The sequence below is a fragment of the Pseudomonas sp. CGJS7 genome, assembly GCF_036961695.1.
This window is the reverse complement of sequence record NZ_JBAMDI010000006.1, coordinates 74,733-92,913: the sequence shown is the minus strand read 5'-3', so window position 1 is coordinate 92,913 and position 18,181 is coordinate 74,733. Positions and strand designations below refer to the sequence as shown.

Here is an 18,181-nt window from a genome sequence, read left to right as displayed (position 1 = left end):
ATCAGGCCTGCAGCTTGAACTTGGACACGCCGTCGCGCAGCCCGGCGCTGACCTGATGCAATTCGTCGATGGCCTGGTTGGATTGCTTGAGCGCGTCGACGGTCTGTTGCGCGGCCTCGCTGAGCTGGACCAGGGCCAGATTGATCTGCTCGGCGCCCGCGGCCTGCGCCTGCACGCCTTCGTTGACGGTTTCAAAGCGCGGCACCATCGCCTGGACGTGGTCGATCACCTTCGACAACTGCCCGCCGACTTGCTGCACATCGCCGGTGCCGCGGCGGACTTCCTCGGAGAACTTGTCCATGCCCATCACGCCGGCGGACACCGCCGACTGGATCTCGCGCACCATTTGTTCGATGTCCAGCGTCGCCACCGCGGTCTGATCGGCCAGGCGGCGGATTTCCACCGCCACCACCGAGAAGCCGCGGCCGTACTCGCCGGCCTTCTCCGCTTCGATCGCCGCGTTGAGCGAGAGCAGATTGGTCTGATCGGCGACCTTGGTGATGGTGGTGACGACCTGGCTGATGTTGCTGGCCTTCTCGGCCAGCACCGCCAGCTTGCCGCTGATCGCCGCGGTGGCGTCGATCATCCGGCCCATGGTTTCTTCCATCTGCGCCACGCCTTCCTGGCCGTGGCCGGCGAGCGAGGCGGTCTGCTCGGCGCTGCCGGCGACATCGCCCATCGCCCGCGCCAGTTCTTTCGAAGTCGCGGCGATCTCGCGCGAGGTCGCGCCGATTTCGGTGGTGGTGGCGGCGATCTGCGCGGCGGTGGCCTGCTGTTCGCGCAAGGTCGCGGTGATTTCGTTGATCGAGGAATTGACCTGGATGCCCGAGGTCTGGATCTGCCCGACCAGTTCGGACAAATCGCTGCTCATGCGGTCGTAGCCTTGCGCGACCGCGCCGAATTCATCGCGCCGGTTGAAACTCAGGCGGCGGCTGAAATCGCCCTTGGCCATCACTTCCGAGGCGCGCGTCAGCAGATCCAGCGGCTGGGTGACCGAGCGCAGCAGATAGAACCCGGCCAGGCCGGCGATCAACAAGGCCACGCCGAAACTGGTGCCGATGCCGATCCGCGCGTCCTGCACCGCGCCGTCGATGCGGTTGCCCGATTCGGTGGCGCGGCGGAAGTTGTAGTCGATCAACCACTCCACCAGATCGGCGGCCTTGGCGAACATCGGCGTGGCCCGCGCTTGCAGCATCGGCTGCACCGACAGCGAATCGACATCGCCGGCGGCGGCCAGTTCGGACTGCAACGCGAACATCTTCGTGCTCAGCTGATCCAGCGCGTCGAAATTGCGCTGGTCCACCGTTTCCACGATGGTCGGGCGATAACGGTTCATCGCAGTCTGAAACGCCACCCGGCGCTCGTTCAAACGCAGCACCGCGTCGGCGCGCTTTTCCGGCTTGGACGAGGTCAGGCCGTTGAGCGCGGTGTAATAGGCATGCCACTCGGTTTCGATCTTGCCGGAGATATGCAGACCGGGAATGAAGGCCTGCCGCAACTGGTTTTCTTCGTTCTGGATCTTTTGCAGGCGTTGCAGGGAAATGCCGCCCATCACCAGCATCACCGCGACGATGACCGCGAAGCTGAGGATGATTCTCTGGCGGATCGTGATGTTGGGCATAACCGGTCCTGGTGATGAACGAAAGTCTTTGTCCAGACACCGGTGCGCGTCGCGCACCGATGCCGGAGGTATTGCGGCGCGGAACGCTGTCGGAAGCGGGTACTGCTGTTTGTCGTTTCCCGGCGGCTGCCCCGGCCGAAACAGCGGTGTCCGCGGTGTCGGTTTCAGGCAACCGGATCGAGACCGGCCGCAGGGTTAATTTACACGTTAAACATGCCTTCAAAGTATCTGTAAATGTTGTTGTTGCCTGATTATTAGTCCGATCAGGCACGCGGCCGGCAGCCACCCGGACCGTGAACGCAATCGAGCCACGCGAGCGGTCGGACTGCCGCGATGCGAATCGGGCTCGGCCGCCCCAGGCCCCGGGCCGCATCGCAGCGCATCCGGTTCGAACGCGGGCAGCCGCGACGCGGCGCGGGTTCCGGGCCTGTGGCGATGCCGCTCGCGGGCAGATCCGATGATGCTTTCGATGTCATGGCATCGATGCTTCGGCGCGGCTTTGGGTGCGGGTTTGTGCCGCACCCGCCATTCGTCGATCAGCCAACCTGCGTCAGCCGCATCGCCGTATCCAACGTCGGCGTGAACCCGCGGTGAAACGCCGGGCGCGGCGAACGCGCGATCCGGGCGATCGGCCGAAACACCCTGCGGACGGCGCGCCCAGGTGAAGGAAATGTCATGAAATTCCTTCGAATCTGAAGCGATTTCAGCGCTTTCTAGCGCCAATGCTTGTCGCTGCCGTGGCCGCCGTGGGAGGATGCGCCACGCGAAATATTGTGACGCTAATCACTTAAATTTCTTCAGATTTATGAATGAAACGGCCGCATAGGACATCCCACCGGCCCATCGCCGCCACCGCCCGCACGACCGGCCTCGCCGGCGTCGCGGCGGCCGTCGCCAAGGAGCCGGCATGCTGATTCGCCAAACCGTTCTGTACCTGCCCGCGCAACTGCTGGGCCCGCTCGCGCAGTTGGCGGCGATCGTGCTGTGGACGCACTGGCTGGACCCGCTGGAGTTCGGTCTGTTCACCCTGGCGCTGGCGACGCAGGAAGCGGTGTACCTGCTGTTCCTGGCGTTCTGGTCCTACTTCCTGTTGCGTTTTCTGCCCGGCGCCGACCGCGCCGAGCGCGAACGCATGGACGCGATCGAGACCTGGGTGTTCTTCGCCAATGCCGTGCTGCAGTCGGCGACGCTGCTGGCCTTGCTGGCGTATGTCGGCCACCACTGGCCCGATCCGGGCGTGCTGCTGACCTTGTTCGTGTTCGCCCTGACCCGCTCGTACTGCACCCACCTGGCCGAACGGGCCAAGGTCGCGCAGAAGATCGGCGTGTACACCGCGCTGCAAACCATCGGGCCGCTGGGCGGGCTGATCATCGGTTGGACCTGGGCCAGCCTGATGGCGAAGGGGCCGGCGCAAATCGGGCCGACCCAGGTGCTGACCGCGTATGCGATCGCGCAAACGCTGTCGCTGTTGTTCGCCGTGCCCAGCCTGCGTTTGCGTTTGCGCCCCGCCCGCCCCGACCCGGCGCTGGCGCGCAGGATCGCGGTGTACGGCCTGCCGCTGGCGATCAGCGGGGTGCTGGCCTGGGTGCCGGGCAACGGCATCCGCTTCGTGGTCGAGCACGGCCTGGGCATCGCCGCGGTCGGGCTGTTTTCGGTCGGTTGGACCCTGGGCCAGCGCGCCTGCGCGTTCGCCGCGATGCTGGTGACCGCGGCGGCGTTTCCGATCGCGCTGCGCCTGGAAGCCAACGGCGAGAAACACCGCGCGCTCGAACAACTCGCGCTCAACGGCGCCTTGCTGTGCGCGGTGCTGTGGCCGACCGCGGCCGGCTTGATTCTATTGGCGGCGCCGCTGTCGAAACTGGCGGTATCGGCGCCGTATCTGGCCACGACCCTGAGCATCCTGCCGATCGCCACCCTGGCCGGGCTGATCAAGAACCTGCGCAGCCACTTCGCCAACCAACCGTTTCTGCTAGCGCAAAAGACCGGCTGGACGCTGGCCATCGATGTGCTGGAAACCGTGCTGTTTCTGGCCGGCGCGGCGATCGGCCTGCGCACGCTGGGCCTGAGCGGCGCGGCCTGGGGCGCGTTCGCGGCGGTGAGCATCGGCGCGGCGCTGTCGTTCTATATCGCCGTGCGCCGGCTCGGCATGCCGATGCCCTACGCCCATCTGCTGCGGATCGGCTTGGCCACCGCCGCGATGGCGGCGGCGTTGTCGTTGTTGCCGCCGCTGTCCGGCTGGGCCGCGCTGCTCGGCGCGGTCGCGCTCGGCGGCGCGGTGTACGCGGCCACGCTGGCCTTGAGTTATCGCGGCCATTGGGGCCGCCTGCGCGCCTCCCTTTCTACTACCTCGTGAACGCCATGGATTCCACCGCCCCTTTCAGCTCGCTGAGCGCGCAGTCGCCCGGACAATGGCAGCAAGCGCCGCTGTTGTTCCAACATCGCCTGCACACCGATCCGCGCCTGTCCAAAAGCGCGATCGCCGGATTGATCGGGCGCTACCCGCGCGAGAAGTACTCGATCGTGCACATGGGCGAACAAGGCGCCAACGGCAAACGGGTCTGGCGCGAGGGCGAGTTCGGCGGGCTCGACGGCGAGCGCGTGCTCGACGCGATCGAGCAAGGCCGGCTGTGGCTGAACCTGCGCGACGGCCATGAGTTCGATCCGTTCCTGGGCGAGGTGCTGGGCGGCCTGTTCGCCGAAGCCGGCGCGCTGGCGGCGCCGATGTCGAGCTACGACCATCGCCTCGGCGTGCTGGTGTCCTCGCCCGGCGCGCAGGTGTATTACCACGCCGATCTGCCCGGCCAGGGCCTGCTGCAACTGCACGGCCGCAAGCGCATCTACATCTATCCGCCGCGGTTGCCGTTCCTCAGCGCCGAAGGCCTGGAGAACATCGCGCTGAGCCAGTTGGAAGTCGGCCTGGGCTATCGGCCCGAATTCGACAGCGAAGCGGCGGTGTTCGACCTGGAACCCGGGCAAGGCCTGTTCTGGCCGTTGAATTCGCCGCATCGGATCGAGAACCACGACAGTCTCAACATCTCGATGACCCTGGAATACTGGACCCAGGAGATCCGCCGCAGCCACATGATCAACATGGCCAACGGCATCCTGCGCCGCTGGTTCGGCCATGCGCCGCGCTCGCGCCAGTTGGCCGGGCCGTCGTTCTACGCCAAGGCCGCGCTGCAATCGCTGTGGCGCCGCGGCGGCGGTCTGAACTCGCTGCGCCGCGCGGCGCGGCCGATCGATTTCCGTCTCGATCCCGAGCGGCCCGGACGCATCGTCGATCTCGGCGACGGGCCGCGGATGTGAGCGCCGATCATCGCGCTTACACCGTCGCGGTCGAACGCGACATCGCCGCGGCGTTGGCGCGCTGGCGCGAATGGAGCGGCGCCGGTTCGACCTTGAGTCTGTTCCAGAGCGCGCAGTGGCTGGATGCGTGGTACGCCACCCTCGGCGCGCAGGCCGGCCGCGAAGCGTTGTTGGTCAGCATCGCCCGCCGCGACGACGGCCGGCTGTTGATGGCCCTGCCCTTGATCCGCGAAACCCGCGACGGTCTGGTCCGGATCGCGTTCGCCGATTGCGGCGTGAGCGACTACGCCGCGCCGTTGTGGACCGGCGACTGCCCCGACGATCCGGCCTCGGTGCAGGCGATGTTCAAGGCGCTGCGCCGGGCCTTGCCGCGCGCCGATCTGTGGAGCGTGGAGAAGATGCCCGAGCAGGTGGACGGACGCGCCAATCCCTTGCGTCATCTGCCCGGCACGCGCGAATCCGCGTTGTTCGGCAATCCGGCCATCGTCGGCGAGGATTTCGAGGCGTGGCGTTTCAGCCGCGAAAAGACCCATCGCAAGGAACTGGAACGCTCGTGGCGGGTGTTCACCCGGCATCCGGATGCGCGGCTGGAACAGATCGTCGATGTGGACGCCGCGATGCGGGTCATGGACGCGCTGGAAACCCACCAGCGCGCAGCGATTTCGGGCAAGGGCTGGGCCTATATTCTCGATGAGCCCGGGTATCGCGAGTTCTACCGGCGCTTGATCGAAGAAGGGCTGGCCGGCGGCGAGGTGGTGCTGACCGCGTTGATGGCCGGCGAAGAAGTCGTCGCCGCCTTGCTCGGTCTGCGCCGCGGCGGCGAGTACGCGATGATCCGGATCGGCAATGCGGCCGGCGAATGGCGCAATTGTTCGCCGGGGCGGCTGGTGATCGAGCGGACCATGGCGGCGTTGCATGCGCAGGGCGTGCGCCGGTTCGATTTCACTATCGGCGATTACGCTTACAAGCGCGGGTTTATGCCGGATCAGTTGAAGTTGTTCGATTCCACGGTTGCGCTGTCGTGGAAGGGGTTGCCGCGTAGTCGGTATCTGGCGTTGCGGTATGGGTTGAAGCGTTGGTTGGCGGAGCGGCCGCGGTTGCGGCGGCGGTTGGAGGCGCTGCGGTCGGGTTGAGCGATGCGGTGGTGCAGTTTGCTGCTCGCATGGATGAGAGCAAAGTCAAAATGGGTTCCGGCTTTCGCCGGAATGACGGGGTAATCGAGCGCGCGGCGCAATCTGATCGAATGACGGGGTAAGTGGGCGCGCGGCGCGATCGGATCGAATGACGGGGTAAGTGGGCGCGCGGCGCGATCGGATCGAGTGACGCAGTGGTCAGACGCGCGGCGCGATCCGGTCGAACAAGGCCAGATACTGCGCGGCGCTGCGCTCGACGGTGAAACCCGATGCGTGCGCCTGGGCCCGCGCTTCGGCCACGGCGTTGGGACGCTGCAACTGGCGTTCGATCGCCGCGGTCAATGCCGCGGTGTCGTCGACCGCGACCAGAGCGCCGAAACGCCCGCCACCCAGGACCTCGCGCGGGCCGACCGGGCAATCGGCGCTGATCACCGGCGCGCCGCTGGCCATCGCTTCGATCAACACGTTGCCGAAGCCCTCGAACAACGAAGCCAGCACGAACACCCGCGAGCGCCGCATGTAGGCGTAAGGGTTGGCTTGCTGACCGAGCAGGCGCACCCGCTCGCACAAGCCCAACTCATCGATCAGAGCCTGCAAGGCTTCGCGTTGCGGCCCCTCGCCGATGATCGCCAGATGCACCCGCATCGGCAGGCGCAGGCCGGCGTAGGCGCGGATCAGTCCGGCGAAATTCTTCTCCGGGCTCAAGCGCCCGACCGACAGGATCACCGGCGTGGTGCCGGGCTGGAACCAGGGGTCGTCCAGCGGCGCATCGGCCAGATCGCTCCAGTCCTGGCGCAGCACCGGATTGGCGATCACCGCCGTGCGCGGGCGCCCGCCGGGGCCGGGGTCGATCAGACCGGGACCGATGTCGTCGAGCACGCCTTGCGACACCGCCACGATCGCATCGCTCCAGCGATACGCCCACGGCATCAGCCGCAGCGTCGCGCGGTAACGCAGCGAACGATCCAGTTGCCGCATCGACGACACCGGCGCGTGTTCGGTCACCACCACCCGGGTTCCCGCCCGCGCCCACCGCGCGGCCAGCACCGCGACGATATTGCTGTGGGTCAGCGCCGACACCAGCACCTGCGGGCGGCGCTGGCGCAGCAGCTGGGCCAGGCGTCCGGGCACCGCGCGGGTGCGTTCGGCGTCGAGCGAGAGCAGTTCCAGATCGCCGGCCAAGGCCAGCGCCTGATCGTCGGCGCGGTGCACCGCCATCGCCACTTCGGCGCCTTGCGCGCGCAGCCCCTGGGCCAGACGCAGCATCGATATTTCCGCGCCGCCGACCTTGAGCTGCGGCAGATACAACAACACCGTTCGCACGCTGGCGCCGATAGCCGAAGCGCTCACCGGCCTGCGCTCCCGAACGTCCGGTCGCGGCGTTGCCGCAGCTTGCGGCCCAGTTCGCGCGGACTGAACACATACCGCTTGCCGTCGACCAAGGTGCGCTCGCCCCACGCCGACACCGTGTGCAAACCGTGCGGGTTGAGGCCGCGCGGATCCGGCCGGCACTCGGCGACGATTTCCTCGCGATAGCTGTGCGGCGTGCACAGGTCGACCCGATTGAGCACCACCGCCTGCCCGTAGCCGCTGGCGCAATCCTGAGCCGGCCGATACAGCGCGCCCTCGTGCACGAACGGCGTTCCGGCTGGGCGCGCGCTGCGATGATCGAGCTTGACCGGATAACGCGCGTGCCGCTGCCAAGGCCCGCGCAGATCGTCGGCGTAGCTCAGGCAAAGATTGTCGAACGCTCCCAGGGCCAGATCGGTATAGGCCAGCCAGAAGCGGCCGCCCCAGGCGAACAGGCTGGCATCGACCGCGGCGACGTCTTCCAGCAGCGTCGTCACCGGCTGCCAGTGCCCGGCCTGGTCGATGCGGAACAGCTCGCAGCGCCGGCGCGCGGCGGTTTCCGGCACCGCGTACAGGCCGCCGTCGTGTTCGAACAGATACGGGTAAGACAGATGGCCGGGCAAGCGCACGCCCGCCGGCGCGGCTTCGACGATTCGGTCCTGCTCATCCAGGCGCAGGCTTTCCAGCCGGCCGAAGCCTTCCTGGTAGTCGTAGCTCTCGCAATACAGCCGGCGGGTATCGCCGGGCAGGCCGAACGGATCGGCGCGATAGCCGCTGCGACCGCGTTCGCCGAGCCAGCGGATCCGCGATTGGAACGATTCGGTCAGCATCCCCTGGATCGGCGCGTCGACCACGCCGATCATCCAACTCTCGCTCAGCCATTGCGCTTTGAGCCGCCGCCGCCACGCCAGGGCGCGGCCCCTGAGGCCGTGCAAGGCGCGGCTCAGCGAACCGGCCCGCGGTTGCGGCGTGAACGCGGCGACGGGTTGCGGACCCGCCGGCCGGGCCAGTTCCCGCACCGCCGCGCACAGCAGGATTTCCGCGCTGCGATAGGCCTGGCCCAACGAGGCCGGGTAGTACGGATCGGCGAAGAAACGCGCACTGTCCAACACCTGCGCGCCGTCGCGGACCAGGGCCAACTCGCCGCCCTGCCCCGAGGTGATCGAGGCATGGCAGGGATAGGCCGCGGCCAGATGGCCGCCTTGCGAATCCAGCAACTGCCACACCCCGCGCGCACTGCGAGCGCGCCACGGCGCCAGTTCGGCGATGCCGGCCAGATCGATGACCGCGTCCCAGACCTCGCCCAGGCCAGCGTGGTCGACCGATGCGGGCTCGGCCGCGCCGAGTTCGGCGATGGTGTTGCGCCATCGCCGCCATTGCGCGTCGGCCGCGTGGGTCGCCGCGACCCGCACGATCCGCACCTCGGTATCCGGCAATCCGTTCAACGCGGCGGCGATGCGCTGCTGCCAAACCCGGCAATCCGCCTCCGGCAGCAACAGCGCGACTCGCACCGGCGGTGCGCTCGGGTCAAAGTCGCTCATGCAGGGCATACGGAAGGTGCGAGCGGTGTTTGTTCAAGACCGAGCCGAGCACGCGCGCCTCGACCGCGGACAGATCGTCGAGCAGCTTGCGCAGCAGCGAGGCACGGGTGACTTCGGCCTCGACCACCACGATCACCCCGGCGGCGTGCCGGGCCGCGGCCAGCGCGAACGGCGGCCGCGCGTCGACCACGATTTCATCGAAGGCCTCGGCCAATGCCGACCACGCGGCGGACTCGCCGAGCGCGGCGTAGTTGTCCTGGTAACTGCGTTCGGGATCGCACAGACGCGCGAAGCTCACCGTGCCCACGGCGCTGCTGGCGATCGGCGGTGCATCCGTACCCAACGCCGTGCCGGCCAGACTTGCGACGGCAGTCTCGCCGTCCAGATCGTCCGACAGCAGCAATACCCGCCGTTTGCCCAACCGCGCCGAGGCGCAGGCGTAGCTGTAGGCCAAGGTGCTGGTGCCCTCGCCCGAGCGCGCGGCCACGAACTGGACGATGCGCTCGCGCGTCTCGCCCATGCTCGCATCGACCCGGTGCAGCAACTGGGTCACGCTCGCATCGGTCTGGGCGAACAAGGGCGGCGTTTGCGGGTTCATCGCGGCGATCTCAGGCAAAGGGGTATCGGTGTCGGCGGACCGGGCGGCCGCGGCGGAATCCAGGTCGCTGCTCCAGCCCAGGCGCGCCACCCGGGCGATGAATTGGCCGCCGCCGAGCAGATAGCGGCGCCACAGACGGCGCGGTTCGCGACCCAGGCGGTACAACCATTCCAGCCGCGCCTGGCGCATCCACTGCGGCGCACGCGGAAAACGGCCGGCGAGAAAATCCAGAATCGCGCCGCCGTTGACGATCAGCATCGGTCTGTCGGCAGCGGCGGCGAGCTCGGCGGCGATGCGTTCCTGCTTGGGCATGCCCATGCCGAGGATCACCAGATCCGGACGCGCCGCGCTTACCGCGGGCAGGTAACGCGCTTGATCGCCGAAGCCGTCGAGCGCGCAGACCACGTCGGCGCCTTGCTCGCGCAAGTAGCGCGCGGCCTGCTCGAGATAAGGTTCGCGCGTGCCGATCAAGGCGACCCGCCTGCCGGCGTAGGCGGCGACGATTTTCGGAATCAGGTCGGTGCCGTTGGCGTTGAGTCCGGGATCGCGCGCCAACAACCGCAATCCCAGCGCGACGCCGACGCCGTCGCGCAGCAACACATCGCTGCGCAGCAGCCGTTCGCGGAAGGCCGGATCGGTCCAGGCCAGATTGAATCCGTGCTGGTTGAGGAACGACACCACCGTCGGCGCGCGCGGCCGGGCCAACCGGTCCAGCAGTTTCTGTTGCGAGGCGGCATTGGCGAGAATCCGCAACCGACTCAACAGGCGGCCGATCCCGGCCAAGTCATGAGCGTCGCTCACGCGCCCTCCCCGTGCAGCACTTCGCGATACACCGCCGCGACCTGACGCGCCATCACCGTGTCTGAGTAACGCTCGCGCTGCCGCCGCAATCCGGCCCGGGCCAGCGCCTGCGCGCGTTGCGGCTGGTCGATCATCGCCGCCAATCCGCGGGTCAAGGCCTGCGCGTCGCCGGGCGGCACCAGGGTTCCGGCGCCGCCGTCGGCCAATACTTCGGGGATGCCTTCGTTGGCGGTGGCCACCACCGGCAATCCGACCGCCAAGGCTTCGATCAACACCATCGGCAGGCCTTCGCCGTACAGACTGGGCAGGACGAACAGATCGATCCGCGCCAACTCGGCGGCGATGTCGCGGGTGAAGCCGGTCCAGTGGATATGCTCGGCCACGCCTTGCGCCTGGGCGAAGGCCAGCACTTGTTGCCGGTAGGCCTCGCTTTCGAAACCGCCGACCGCGTGCAGACGCACCGGGTAGCCGCCCGCGCGCAGCGCCGCCAGCGCCTGGATCAATACTTCCACGCCCTTGCGCGGACGGAACAGCGCGACCATGCCCAACACCCAGTCCGCATCCGGCGCGCGCCAATCGCGCGGCGCCGCCGCCACCGGCACGCCGTTGGGCACCACCCGGATGCTGTCGTCGTCGTAACCGATCGAACGCAGGTAGTCGGCGGTGCCGTGCGAGACCGCGATCAGCCGCTCGACCCGGCGCAGGCTGAAGCCCTGGATCGCGCTGTTGATGCGGTTGCGCATGGCGTTGTCGGTATCGCGATCGGTGCGGCTGTGGACGTGATGCACCATCGGCTTGCCGGCGCGCTGCGCGGCGAACCGACCGATCAGGGCCGAACGCACGGTGTGGGTGTTGAGCACGTCGTACTGGCCTTCGCGCAACAGCCGCGCCAGTTCGCGCACCGGCGCCATGTCCAGGCGCGAGCGCATCGTCAGCGTGGTCACCCGGCTGGTGTCGGCCTCGCGCACGCGCTCGAACACGCCGCGCTTGAGGCAGACGAAATCCACCACCCAACCGAACCGCGGCAGTTGCAGGGCGAGCAGATCCTGCACCCGTTCGGCGCCGGCGTAGTGCTCGCCGTTGATCAGGTGCAAGACCCGGTACGGCCGCGGCGGCGCGATCTGCCAACCGTCGTGAGCGCTGGTGACGGACAAACGAGTCATGCGTTTACTCCGTGACGCGGAAGAAGGGACGCGCGCGGGCGCGCATCGCCGCGGCGGGCGCCGGCGACGGCGCACAGCAGCGCGAACAGCAAAGTCAGTGCGCTGGTCTTGGACGCCAGCGAGTTGGTGGTCGAGGCGGTGATCACAAACACCGCCAGCGCCCAGCGCCCGCCGACGCCGGTGCGCCGCCACAGCCAGCCCAGCCCGCAGGCCAGGCCGATGGCGAACGCCAGGAACACCGGCGCGCCCAGTTGCAGCAGCATGAACAACCAGAAGTTCTCGATCGCCTCCAGGTTCTGCGACAGGCCGATCCGCGCCGACAGGTCCTGAATCTGCTGCGGCGAAATGCCGAAGGCGATGTCGTAGCCGTCCAGGTAGTCGAATACCGAGAAAATCCGCAGCCGCACCGCGGCGCTGCCGTCGAAGTACAGGCCCTGGAAGATGCGCGCGCCCAGGCCGCTGCTCCAGACGCCGGCGATCGCCACCGGCGCCGCGATCATCGCCGCCAACAACGCGCCGACGATGTGCAGATAGCCGTAGCGCCCGGCCAGCAAACCGCGCCACAGCACTGGCGCCGCATACGCCAGCAAGGCCAGCACCGTCAGCAGGAAACTGGTGCGTCCGCCGAACGCCAGCAAGGCCAGGATCGACAAGCCGCACAGCGCCGCGCGCCGCAACAGCGACATCGGCAGATCCAGCGTCGCCAGCAGCAGCATGCTGGTCAGCAGCGCGTTCTCCAGCGGATGGCCGAGCAAGGCGGTGGCGCGGAATTTGTCTTCGATCACCGGCACGCCGCCGGCCACGGTGTAGGGAATCAGATGGCGCGCGGACGCGGCCTCCAGCAGGCCGAGGACCGCGTTGGCGATCAACAGCGCCAGCATCAGCCGCAACAGACCGCGGCACTGCGCGGCGTCCAGCCGGATCATCACCAGCGCCAAGGCCACCGGCATCATCAACGTATCGATGAAGAACGCCGAACCCGACGGCCCGTGGCGCAGCAGCGAGTAACCGAAGGCCAGGCTCATCGCGATCCAGTACGCGCTGAGCAAGGGCTGCATGCGCAAGCGCCGCAACAGTTCGCTCAGCGGGTTACCCTGCCCGGCCAACGAACACATCAACGCCGCGGCCAACAGGTAATCGCCCGGATGCAGTTTGAACACGAAGCTGCCGTAGGGCGCGTCGTACGGAATGCCGAGCACGGTCAGCAACGCCGGCGACACCGTCAGGTACACGGCCAGGGCCAGCCCGGCCAGCGCCGCGCTGGCGCGTTGCAAACGCTGGCCATCGACCGCGACGGCGCGGGCCCGCAGCGCAGCGACACGGGCCGCGCTCATCGCGCCTCCGGATTCAGGCCCAAAGCCCGCAACGCCGCCGGTTCCAGCGCGCCGCGCGGCCGGCCGTCGGTGTTGCTGTTGTCGGCGATGCCGAAATCGTCGGCGTAGTTCCACACCGACCAGCCCCAGCCCTCGGCTTCGGCCAGCGCGCGCACGTCGGCGATCCAGCGATAGCGCGAAACCGGATCGACGCCTTCGCGGATCACCCCGAATTCGCCGCAATGCACGCGGACGCGGTGTTTGGCCGCCCAGTCGCGCAAGGGCTGCCATTGCGCGGCGATGTGTTCGCGGTTCCAGCCGTCCTGGAAATACTCGGTCAGCTCATCGCGCGCGCGCTCGAACTCTACCTTGCCGTCGGTGCGCGGCAACTGCTTGCGCGCCAGCGGTGCGGGATAGCGCACGCTGCGCCAATGGCCGGCGGTGGTCCAGCGGTCGCCCTGCATCCAGCTCGCGCCCTGGTGGGTGAAGATGTACGGCAGGTAGTAGTGAAAGCTGTAGATCAGATGCGGGTCGTCGAGCGGGTCGAGTTCGACCAGCCCTTCCAGGCTCCCGCCCTTGCGGCCGCTGATGATCAACACCCGCTCCGGCGCGACCGCACGCACCGCCCGCACCAGCCTTTGTTGATAACGGCTCCAGCGAAAGCCGCCGGCGATCCCGTAAAAACCCGGCTCGTTGAGCAGTTCGAACGCGACCCGCTGCGTCGGCAGCGATTTGAACTCGCCGGCCAGACGCGTCCACATCGCCAGATACGCGTCGGCAACGGCCGAATCGTTCTCGATCGCCTGCTTGGTCGCTTCGTTGGGATGCATATCCACGATCGCGTCCAGCCCTGCCGCCAGCGCGGCGTCGACCGCGGCGCGCAGGCGCGGCGCGGCGTCCATACGCGCGCCGCGCTCAGGCGACCAACCCAGTGCGGTCGGATCGACCGGAATGCGCACGTGGTCGAAACCGGCGCGACGCAGCATTTGCAGTTCCGCCGCTTCCACCGGCGCACCGGCGCTGGCTTCGAACCAACGGCTCAGGTTGACCCCACGCTGCAACGTCAGCGCATCGGCGCCGCCGCAGACCATCAGCAGCAGCCACAACAGCGCGCAACGGCCGATGCCGAATCCGATCGCGGCGTCGGCCCGCGCCGGCATCAGCCTTGCACTCGCGGCATCGTCGCCAGCACCGGCAGCCCCAGGCCGCGTTCGAGCTGTTCGGGCGATTGGAAACTGCTGCGCAGCGCCTGCGACAGGAACGCCACCAGCAAGGCCGCGCCGAGACTGACGAAGAAACCGATCGCCAGAATCGGCAGACGCACGCTCTTGGGCTTGAGCGGCCAACTGGCCGCTTGCAGCACGCTGACGGTGGTGCGCTGCTTCTGATCGCGCGCTTCGGTGATGCGCGCGGCTTCCAGCTTGCGCGCGTAGTTGGCGTAGCTGTCTTCCAGCAGTTTCTGCTCGCGGCTCAGCGCCGCCAGTTCGCTCTGCTGGCGGGTCAGTTCGGCGCCGCGCTTGCGCAACTGGGTCAGGCGTTCCTGCAAGGCCTTGCGGCTGCCGGCCAGGGCCGACTCATCCGATTGCGCCCGCAGCAGATCCAGCTCCGCCGCTTCGCGCACCGGGTTGCGGCCGGTGCGCACCGTGGTCGGCGGCGCCCGCCGCTGCTGGCGGATGAACGACTCGGCGGTGGACACGTCCTTGCTGGCGTTGACCACCAGCGGGTTGTCGTCGAGATAGCGCGAGCGCAGGTTCTGTTCCTTGAGCTGCAAATCCAGCAGCTGGCGCGGCACCTGCGGATCGCCCAGGGTCTCGCTGTACTGGACCAGATTGGCCGGGGTCTTGCTGGCGATCCGGGTCAGGGTCTTGGCCCGCGCGTTGGCGGTCTGCGCTTGCTGGCTGGTTTCGTTGAGGCGGGTTTCCAGATCGTTGCCCTGCTGCAGCAACAGGCTGATCTGCTGGTCGTAATTGACGATGCCGTGGGCCTGCTTGAACCCGGTCAACTGCAGTTCGGCCTGTTTCAACCGCTTGTCGACTTCGCCGAGCTGGCCTTGCAGGAACCGCACCTGGCCGTCGGAGAAAATCGCCCGCCGACGCTCCAGGTAGGTCTGCACCAGGGTCCGCAGCGCCGATTGCGCGATCGCCGGGTCCGGATGGGTGAAACCGATCTGGATCACGGTGGCGCCCTTGAGCAGGCGCGCGTCGAGGTTTTCGCGGAAGGCCTGCACCGCTTGATCGAGCTTGGGCCGGCGCGGGTCTTCGCTCTGCTTGGCGATGGCCGGATACAGCCGGCCCAGGCCGACATGCGCGACCACGTCGCGGATCAAATCGCGGCTGCCGAGGATTTCGGTCTCCGCGCTCATCGCTTCGGTGCGGTCGAACATCAGCGGCGTGGCGCCGCCGTTGCCGTTGCCGTCGGCGCTCTCGGCCAGATACACATACTCGTGGCCCAGACGCACCAGCAGACTGGCGTCGGAGACGTAGCGCGAGGTCGGCAACAGCGCCGCCAGCAAGGTCAGCGCGAAACAGACCGCGAAGGTCAGCGCGATCCGGCGCCGGTCGCGGAAAGCGATGTCGAGCGATTCGCGCAGCGAAAACGCCGGCGCCGGACGCGCGCGCGGCGCGGGGTCGGCATCGTCCTGAAAGACCTTGTCCATCAATAGCCCGACCGGTTGTCGTTGAGGTCGTAGGAGAAGCCGACGTTGACCGGCAGGTTGCGGCGCACGTACTGGTCGATCCATTTGTTCAAGCGCGACACGTTCGAGGGCACCGCCAGCACCACGTCGAATGGTTGCAGCAAGGGATCGTTGACTTCGTCGGCGCCGCGGCGCGCCTGCGCGGCGACGTCGACCTTGATCACCTGCGGCTTGCCGTCGGGCGCGCGGCGCAGGATCACCACCCGCCGCGCCGCCGCGCTGTCCTTGAGCCCTTGCGCGACGATCAAGGCGCGCATCAGGGTCAGCGACGGCAACAGCGGCTGGGCGCCGGGATGGGCGACTTCGCCGCCGACGAACACCTGTTGACGCGCGAATCCCTTCTGCACCTCCACCGCCACCTCCGGATGGCGCAGGTTGGTGGCGTAGGCGTTCTTGAGCGCGGCGGCCAACTGCGCCGGGCTCAGATCGGCGGCGCGGACTTCGCCGACCAATTGCAGATGGATCCGGCCGTCGGGGCGCACGGTCGCGACCTCGTTGAGTTCGGGCGCGTAGAAGAATTTCAGCGCGAGTTCGTCGCCGGGCGCGATGCGGTAGTCGCCGGCGCCCGCATCCGCGGCGCGCGCGGACAAGTTCATCGCGGCTTGCGCGTCGGCGGCGGCGCCGTCGTCGCGGGTGCGGTCTTGCGCATGCAGCGGCGCGAACGCGGTCCAGGCCAACGCCGCGCAAACACAAAACCGGCGAAACACGGCGCCAGCCCGGTTCGCGGATCGCGGCATCCCACCTCGGCCGACAACGCGCGCCACCGTGTGCCCGCCGCCAGCGCCTGGCCCTGCCCCTGCGAACCGCTCTGTCATCCTTTCGCCCCAGCCACGCGCCTTGCTGCGGAGTTCCGCACAAGGCATTGATTTATATGGATTGTCGTGCAGACCGGAGGCGTAAACCGGGCGCCCTAGGGGCGCCACCCAGCCGGTAAATATGTGACTTGAATCACATTATAAGGAGCAAATGTCACGGCGCCGTAGACGCGGCGTGGCGCTGGGCGCGCCTGCATGAACTCGATGAACCGACCCGCGATTCTCAGTACGCCGCTTGCGTCGACAGCACCGCCGGCACCGTGCGCAGCAGGATCGACAGGTCCAGCCACAGCGACCAGTTTTCGATGTATTCCAGGTCGTACTCGACCCGCTTCTGGATCTTTTCCAGCGTGTCGGTCTCGCCGCGATAGCCGTTGACCTGGGCCAGCCCGGTGATGCCCGGCTTGACCCGATGCCGGGCCACGTATTCCTCGACCGCGTCTTCGAACAGCACATTGGCCGCCTTGGTCGCGGTCGCGTGCGGGCGCGGGCCGACCATCGACATGCTGCCGCCGAATACGTTCAACAGTTGCGGCAATTCGTCCAGGCTGGTCTTGCGGATGAAGCGCCCTACCCGGGTCACCCGCGGATCGCCGCGGCCGGTCTGGCGATCGGCGTGATCGTCGCGCAGATGGTGATGCATCGAGCGGAACTTGTAGACCTCGATCAAACGGTGGTTGTAGCCGTAGCGCTTTTGCCGGAACAACACCGGGCCGGGCGAATCCAGCTTCACCGCCAGCGCGATCAGCAGCATCAACGGCGCCAGCGCCAGCAGCGCCAGTCCCGACAACACCAGATCCTCGCAACGCTTGAGCAGCGGCGCCCAGCCCTGCAGCGGCGGTTCGGCGACGACGAACATCGGCACCCCGCCCATCGGCACCATCCGCCGGTGGGCGAAGCGGAAGGTGGTCATGTCCGGAATCAGCAGCACCTGCACCGGCAGGCGGCGCAGGCGTTGGGCCAGGGCTTCGTTGCGGCCCTGCGCCTGCGCGGGCAAGGCCACCAGCACCTGGTCGACCCGGCCGTCGCGGATCAGTTGTTCCAGCGCGCCGATGTCGCCCAAGCGCGGCAGTTCCGGCGGCGGGGTTTCGCTCAGGCGATGGGAACGGCGGTCGTCGATGTAACCGATCAGCCCCGACGCCACGTCGGCGCGGTGATGCACTTGCTCGGCCAGACGCAGCGCGTTCTCGGTCATCCCCAGGATCACCGAGCGTTGAATGAAATGCCCCTGCCGGATCCGGCGCTGGAAGAACCACAGCATCACCAGACGGCTGAGCACGAACAACCCCAGCCCGAGCAGATACCACACCGCCAAAGTCTTGGGCGGCAACGGCGACAGCGCGCGGAACAACCCGTGCAGGGTCATGACCAGGGCGAACGCGGCCGACCAGGCGAAAAACACCCGCCGGATCAGCAGCAGATGACTGAACATCTGGTGGCCGTACAGGTCCAGGGTCTGGAACACCAACAGACACAGCAATCCGGCCAGCAACGACAAGGCCAGATGCTCGCCGAACAGCGCCATCGGATCGTCCTGGAACAACGACAGCGCCAACAGGCCCACGCCGGCGGCGATGGCGAAATGCGCCAGCCGCGCCATCGCCACGGTGTAACGGATCGCGTTGGGGCGCGCGAAGGCGAACAACGCGGGAGAAAGCGGCGACATCATCTGTTCAACAACCGTCCATGCATCGGGTCTGCCGGGAAACGCTCCGTAGGCGGGCCCGCGTTCGCGGCGCGGTTCACGGCACGTGATTTCCTTTGCAACGATTGTGATTCGGCGTTGTGTGATGGAGTCGCGAAATGGATCGGGCCGGGCGGCGCGATCGATGAACCTACTGAATG

General features: G+C 67.8%; 14 protein-coding genes. 4 read left to right on the top strand and 10 right to left on the bottom strand.

The window, feature by feature from the left end:
* Position 1: 1 nt before the first annotated feature.
* A complete protein-coding gene (locus tag V7787_RS06210; RefSeq protein WP_336086569.1) occupies positions 2 to 1,621 on the bottom strand; it encodes a methyl-accepting chemotaxis protein in 1,620 nt (539 codons plus the stop codon).
* A 14-nt stretch (positions 1,622 to 1,635) separates the two neighbouring features.
* On the opposite strand from V7787_RS06210, the gene V7787_RS06205 reads away from it, so the two are divergent.
* The 4 genes from V7787_RS06205 (at position 1,636) to V7787_RS06190 (ending at position 6,060) form a co-directional block, all read left to right on the top strand.
* Positions 1,636 to 1,872, top strand: coding sequence for a hypothetical protein (locus tag V7787_RS06205; RefSeq protein WP_336086567.1), 237 nt, complete (start codon positions 1,636 to 1,638; stop codon positions 1,870 to 1,872).
* A gap of 656 nt (positions 1,873 to 2,528) precedes the next feature.
* Positions 2,529 to 3,974 carry a lipopolysaccharide biosynthesis protein gene (locus tag V7787_RS06200; protein ID WP_336086565.1) on the top strand — a complete coding sequence of 482 codons (1,446 nt, stop codon included), beginning with the start codon at positions 2,529 to 2,531 and terminating at the stop codon, positions 3,972 to 3,974.
* Between the two features lie 5 nt (positions 3,975 to 3,979).
* Entirely contained in the window at positions 3,980 to 4,927 is a 948-nt protein-coding gene (locus tag V7787_RS06195) for a hypothetical protein (RefSeq protein ID WP_336086563.1), read from the top strand.
* Positions 4,924 to 6,060 carry a GNAT family N-acetyltransferase gene (locus tag V7787_RS06190; RefSeq protein ID WP_336086562.1) on the top strand — a complete coding sequence of 379 codons (1,137 nt, stop codon included), beginning with the start codon at positions 4,924 to 4,926 and terminating at the stop codon, positions 6,058 to 6,060. Before V7787_RS06195 ends, V7787_RS06190 begins: the two co-directional genes overlap by 4 nt.
* A 198-nt stretch (positions 6,061 to 6,258) precedes the next feature.
* On the opposite strand, the gene V7787_RS06185 is transcribed toward V7787_RS06190, so the two are convergent.
* From V7787_RS06185 to V7787_RS06145, 9 genes are all read right to left on the bottom strand, one after another.
* Positions 6,259 to 7,410 (bottom strand): glycosyltransferase, encoded by a 1,152-nt coding sequence (locus V7787_RS06185; RefSeq protein WP_336086559.1) that lies wholly within the window; start codon positions 7,408 to 7,410, stop codon positions 6,259 to 6,261.
* Complete coding sequence (locus V7787_RS06180) at positions 7,407 to 8,951, bottom strand: glucosamine inositolphosphorylceramide transferase family protein (protein WP_336086557.1); 1,545 nt, start codon at positions 8,949 to 8,951, stop codon at positions 7,407 to 7,409. The genes V7787_RS06185 and V7787_RS06180 overlap by 4 nt, the downstream gene beginning before the upstream one ends.
* Positions 8,938 to 10,350: a WecB/TagA/CpsF family glycosyltransferase gene (locus tag V7787_RS06175; protein WP_336086556.1), complete on the bottom strand. Its 1,413-nt coding sequence runs from the start codon at positions 10,348 to 10,350 to the stop codon at positions 8,938 to 8,940. The genes V7787_RS06180 and V7787_RS06175 overlap by 14 nt, the downstream gene beginning before the upstream one ends.
* Positions 10,347 to 11,513: a glycosyltransferase gene (locus V7787_RS06170; RefSeq protein ID WP_336086552.1), complete on the bottom strand. Its 1,167-nt coding sequence runs from the start codon at positions 11,511 to 11,513 to the stop codon at positions 10,347 to 10,349. The genes V7787_RS06175 and V7787_RS06170 overlap by 4 nt, the downstream gene beginning before the upstream one ends.
* Positions 11,510 to 12,847 (bottom strand): VpsF family polysaccharide biosynthesis protein, encoded by a 1,338-nt coding sequence (locus V7787_RS06165; protein ID WP_336086550.1) that lies wholly within the window; start codon positions 12,845 to 12,847, stop codon positions 11,510 to 11,512. The genes V7787_RS06170 and V7787_RS06165 overlap by 4 nt, the downstream gene beginning before the upstream one ends.
* Positions 12,844 to 13,986 (bottom strand): glycoside hydrolase family 5 protein, encoded by a 1,143-nt coding sequence (locus V7787_RS06160; protein ID WP_336086548.1) that lies wholly within the window; start codon positions 13,984 to 13,986, stop codon positions 12,844 to 12,846. The genes V7787_RS06165 and V7787_RS06160 overlap by 4 nt, the downstream gene beginning before the upstream one ends.
* Entirely contained in the window at positions 13,986 to 15,482 is a 1,497-nt protein-coding gene (locus V7787_RS06155; protein WP_336086545.1) for a GumC family protein, read from the bottom strand. The genes V7787_RS06160 and V7787_RS06155 overlap by 1 nt, the downstream gene beginning before the upstream one ends.
* On the bottom strand, positions 15,482 to 16,258 hold the full coding sequence (locus V7787_RS06150) for a polysaccharide biosynthesis/export family protein (RefSeq protein WP_336086543.1): 777 nt from the start codon (positions 16,256 to 16,258) through the stop codon (positions 15,482 to 15,484). Before V7787_RS06150 ends, V7787_RS06155 begins: the two co-directional genes overlap by 1 nt.
* Positions 16,259 to 16,559: 301 nt before the next feature.
* On the bottom strand, positions 16,560 to 18,002 hold the full coding sequence (locus V7787_RS06145) for an undecaprenyl-phosphate glucose phosphotransferase (RefSeq protein WP_336086541.1): 1,443 nt from the start codon (positions 18,000 to 18,002) through the stop codon (positions 16,560 to 16,562).
* Positions 18,003 to 18,181: the final 179 nt, after the last annotated feature.

Bases quoted from the DNA above. Each gene is read 5' to 3' on its own strand.
- V7787_RS06210 (WP_336086569.1), bottom strand. From the start codon at position 1,621: ATGCCCAACATCACGATCCGCCAGAGAATCATCCTCAGCTTCGCGGTC.
- V7787_RS06205 (WP_336086567.1), top strand. From the start codon at position 1,636: ATGAACGAAAGTCTTTGTCCAGACACCGGTGCGCGTCGCGCACCGATG.
- V7787_RS06200 (WP_336086565.1), top strand. From the start codon at position 2,529: ATGCTGATTCGCCAAACCGTTCTGTACCTGCCCGCGCAACTGCTGGGC.
- V7787_RS06195 (WP_336086563.1), top strand. From the start codon at position 3,980: ATGGATTCCACCGCCCCTTTCAGCTCGCTGAGCGCGCAGTCGCCCGGA.
- V7787_RS06180 (WP_336086557.1), bottom strand. From the start codon at position 8,951: ATGAGCGACTTTGACCCGAGCGCACCGCCGGTGCGAGTCGCGCTGTTG.
- V7787_RS06170 (WP_336086552.1), bottom strand. From the start codon at position 11,513: ATGACTCGTTTGTCCGTCACCAGCGCTCACGACGGTTGGCAGATCGCG.
- V7787_RS06165 (WP_336086550.1), bottom strand. From the start codon at position 12,847: ATGAGCGCGGCCCGTGTCGCTGCGCTGCGGGCCCGCGCCGTCGCGGTC.
- V7787_RS06160 (WP_336086548.1), bottom strand. From the start codon at position 13,986: ATGCCGGCGCGGGCCGACGCCGCGATCGGATTCGGCATCGGCCGTTGC.
- V7787_RS06155 (WP_336086545.1), bottom strand. From the start codon at position 15,482: ATGGACAAGGTCTTTCAGGACGATGCCGACCCCGCGCCGCGCGCGCGT.
- V7787_RS06150 (WP_336086543.1), bottom strand. From the start codon at position 16,258: ATGCCGCGATCCGCGAACCGGGCTGGCGCCGTGTTTCGCCGGTTTTGT.
- V7787_RS06145 (WP_336086541.1), bottom strand. From the start codon at position 18,002: ATGTCGCCGCTTTCTCCCGCGTTGTTCGCCTTCGCGCGCCCCAACGCG.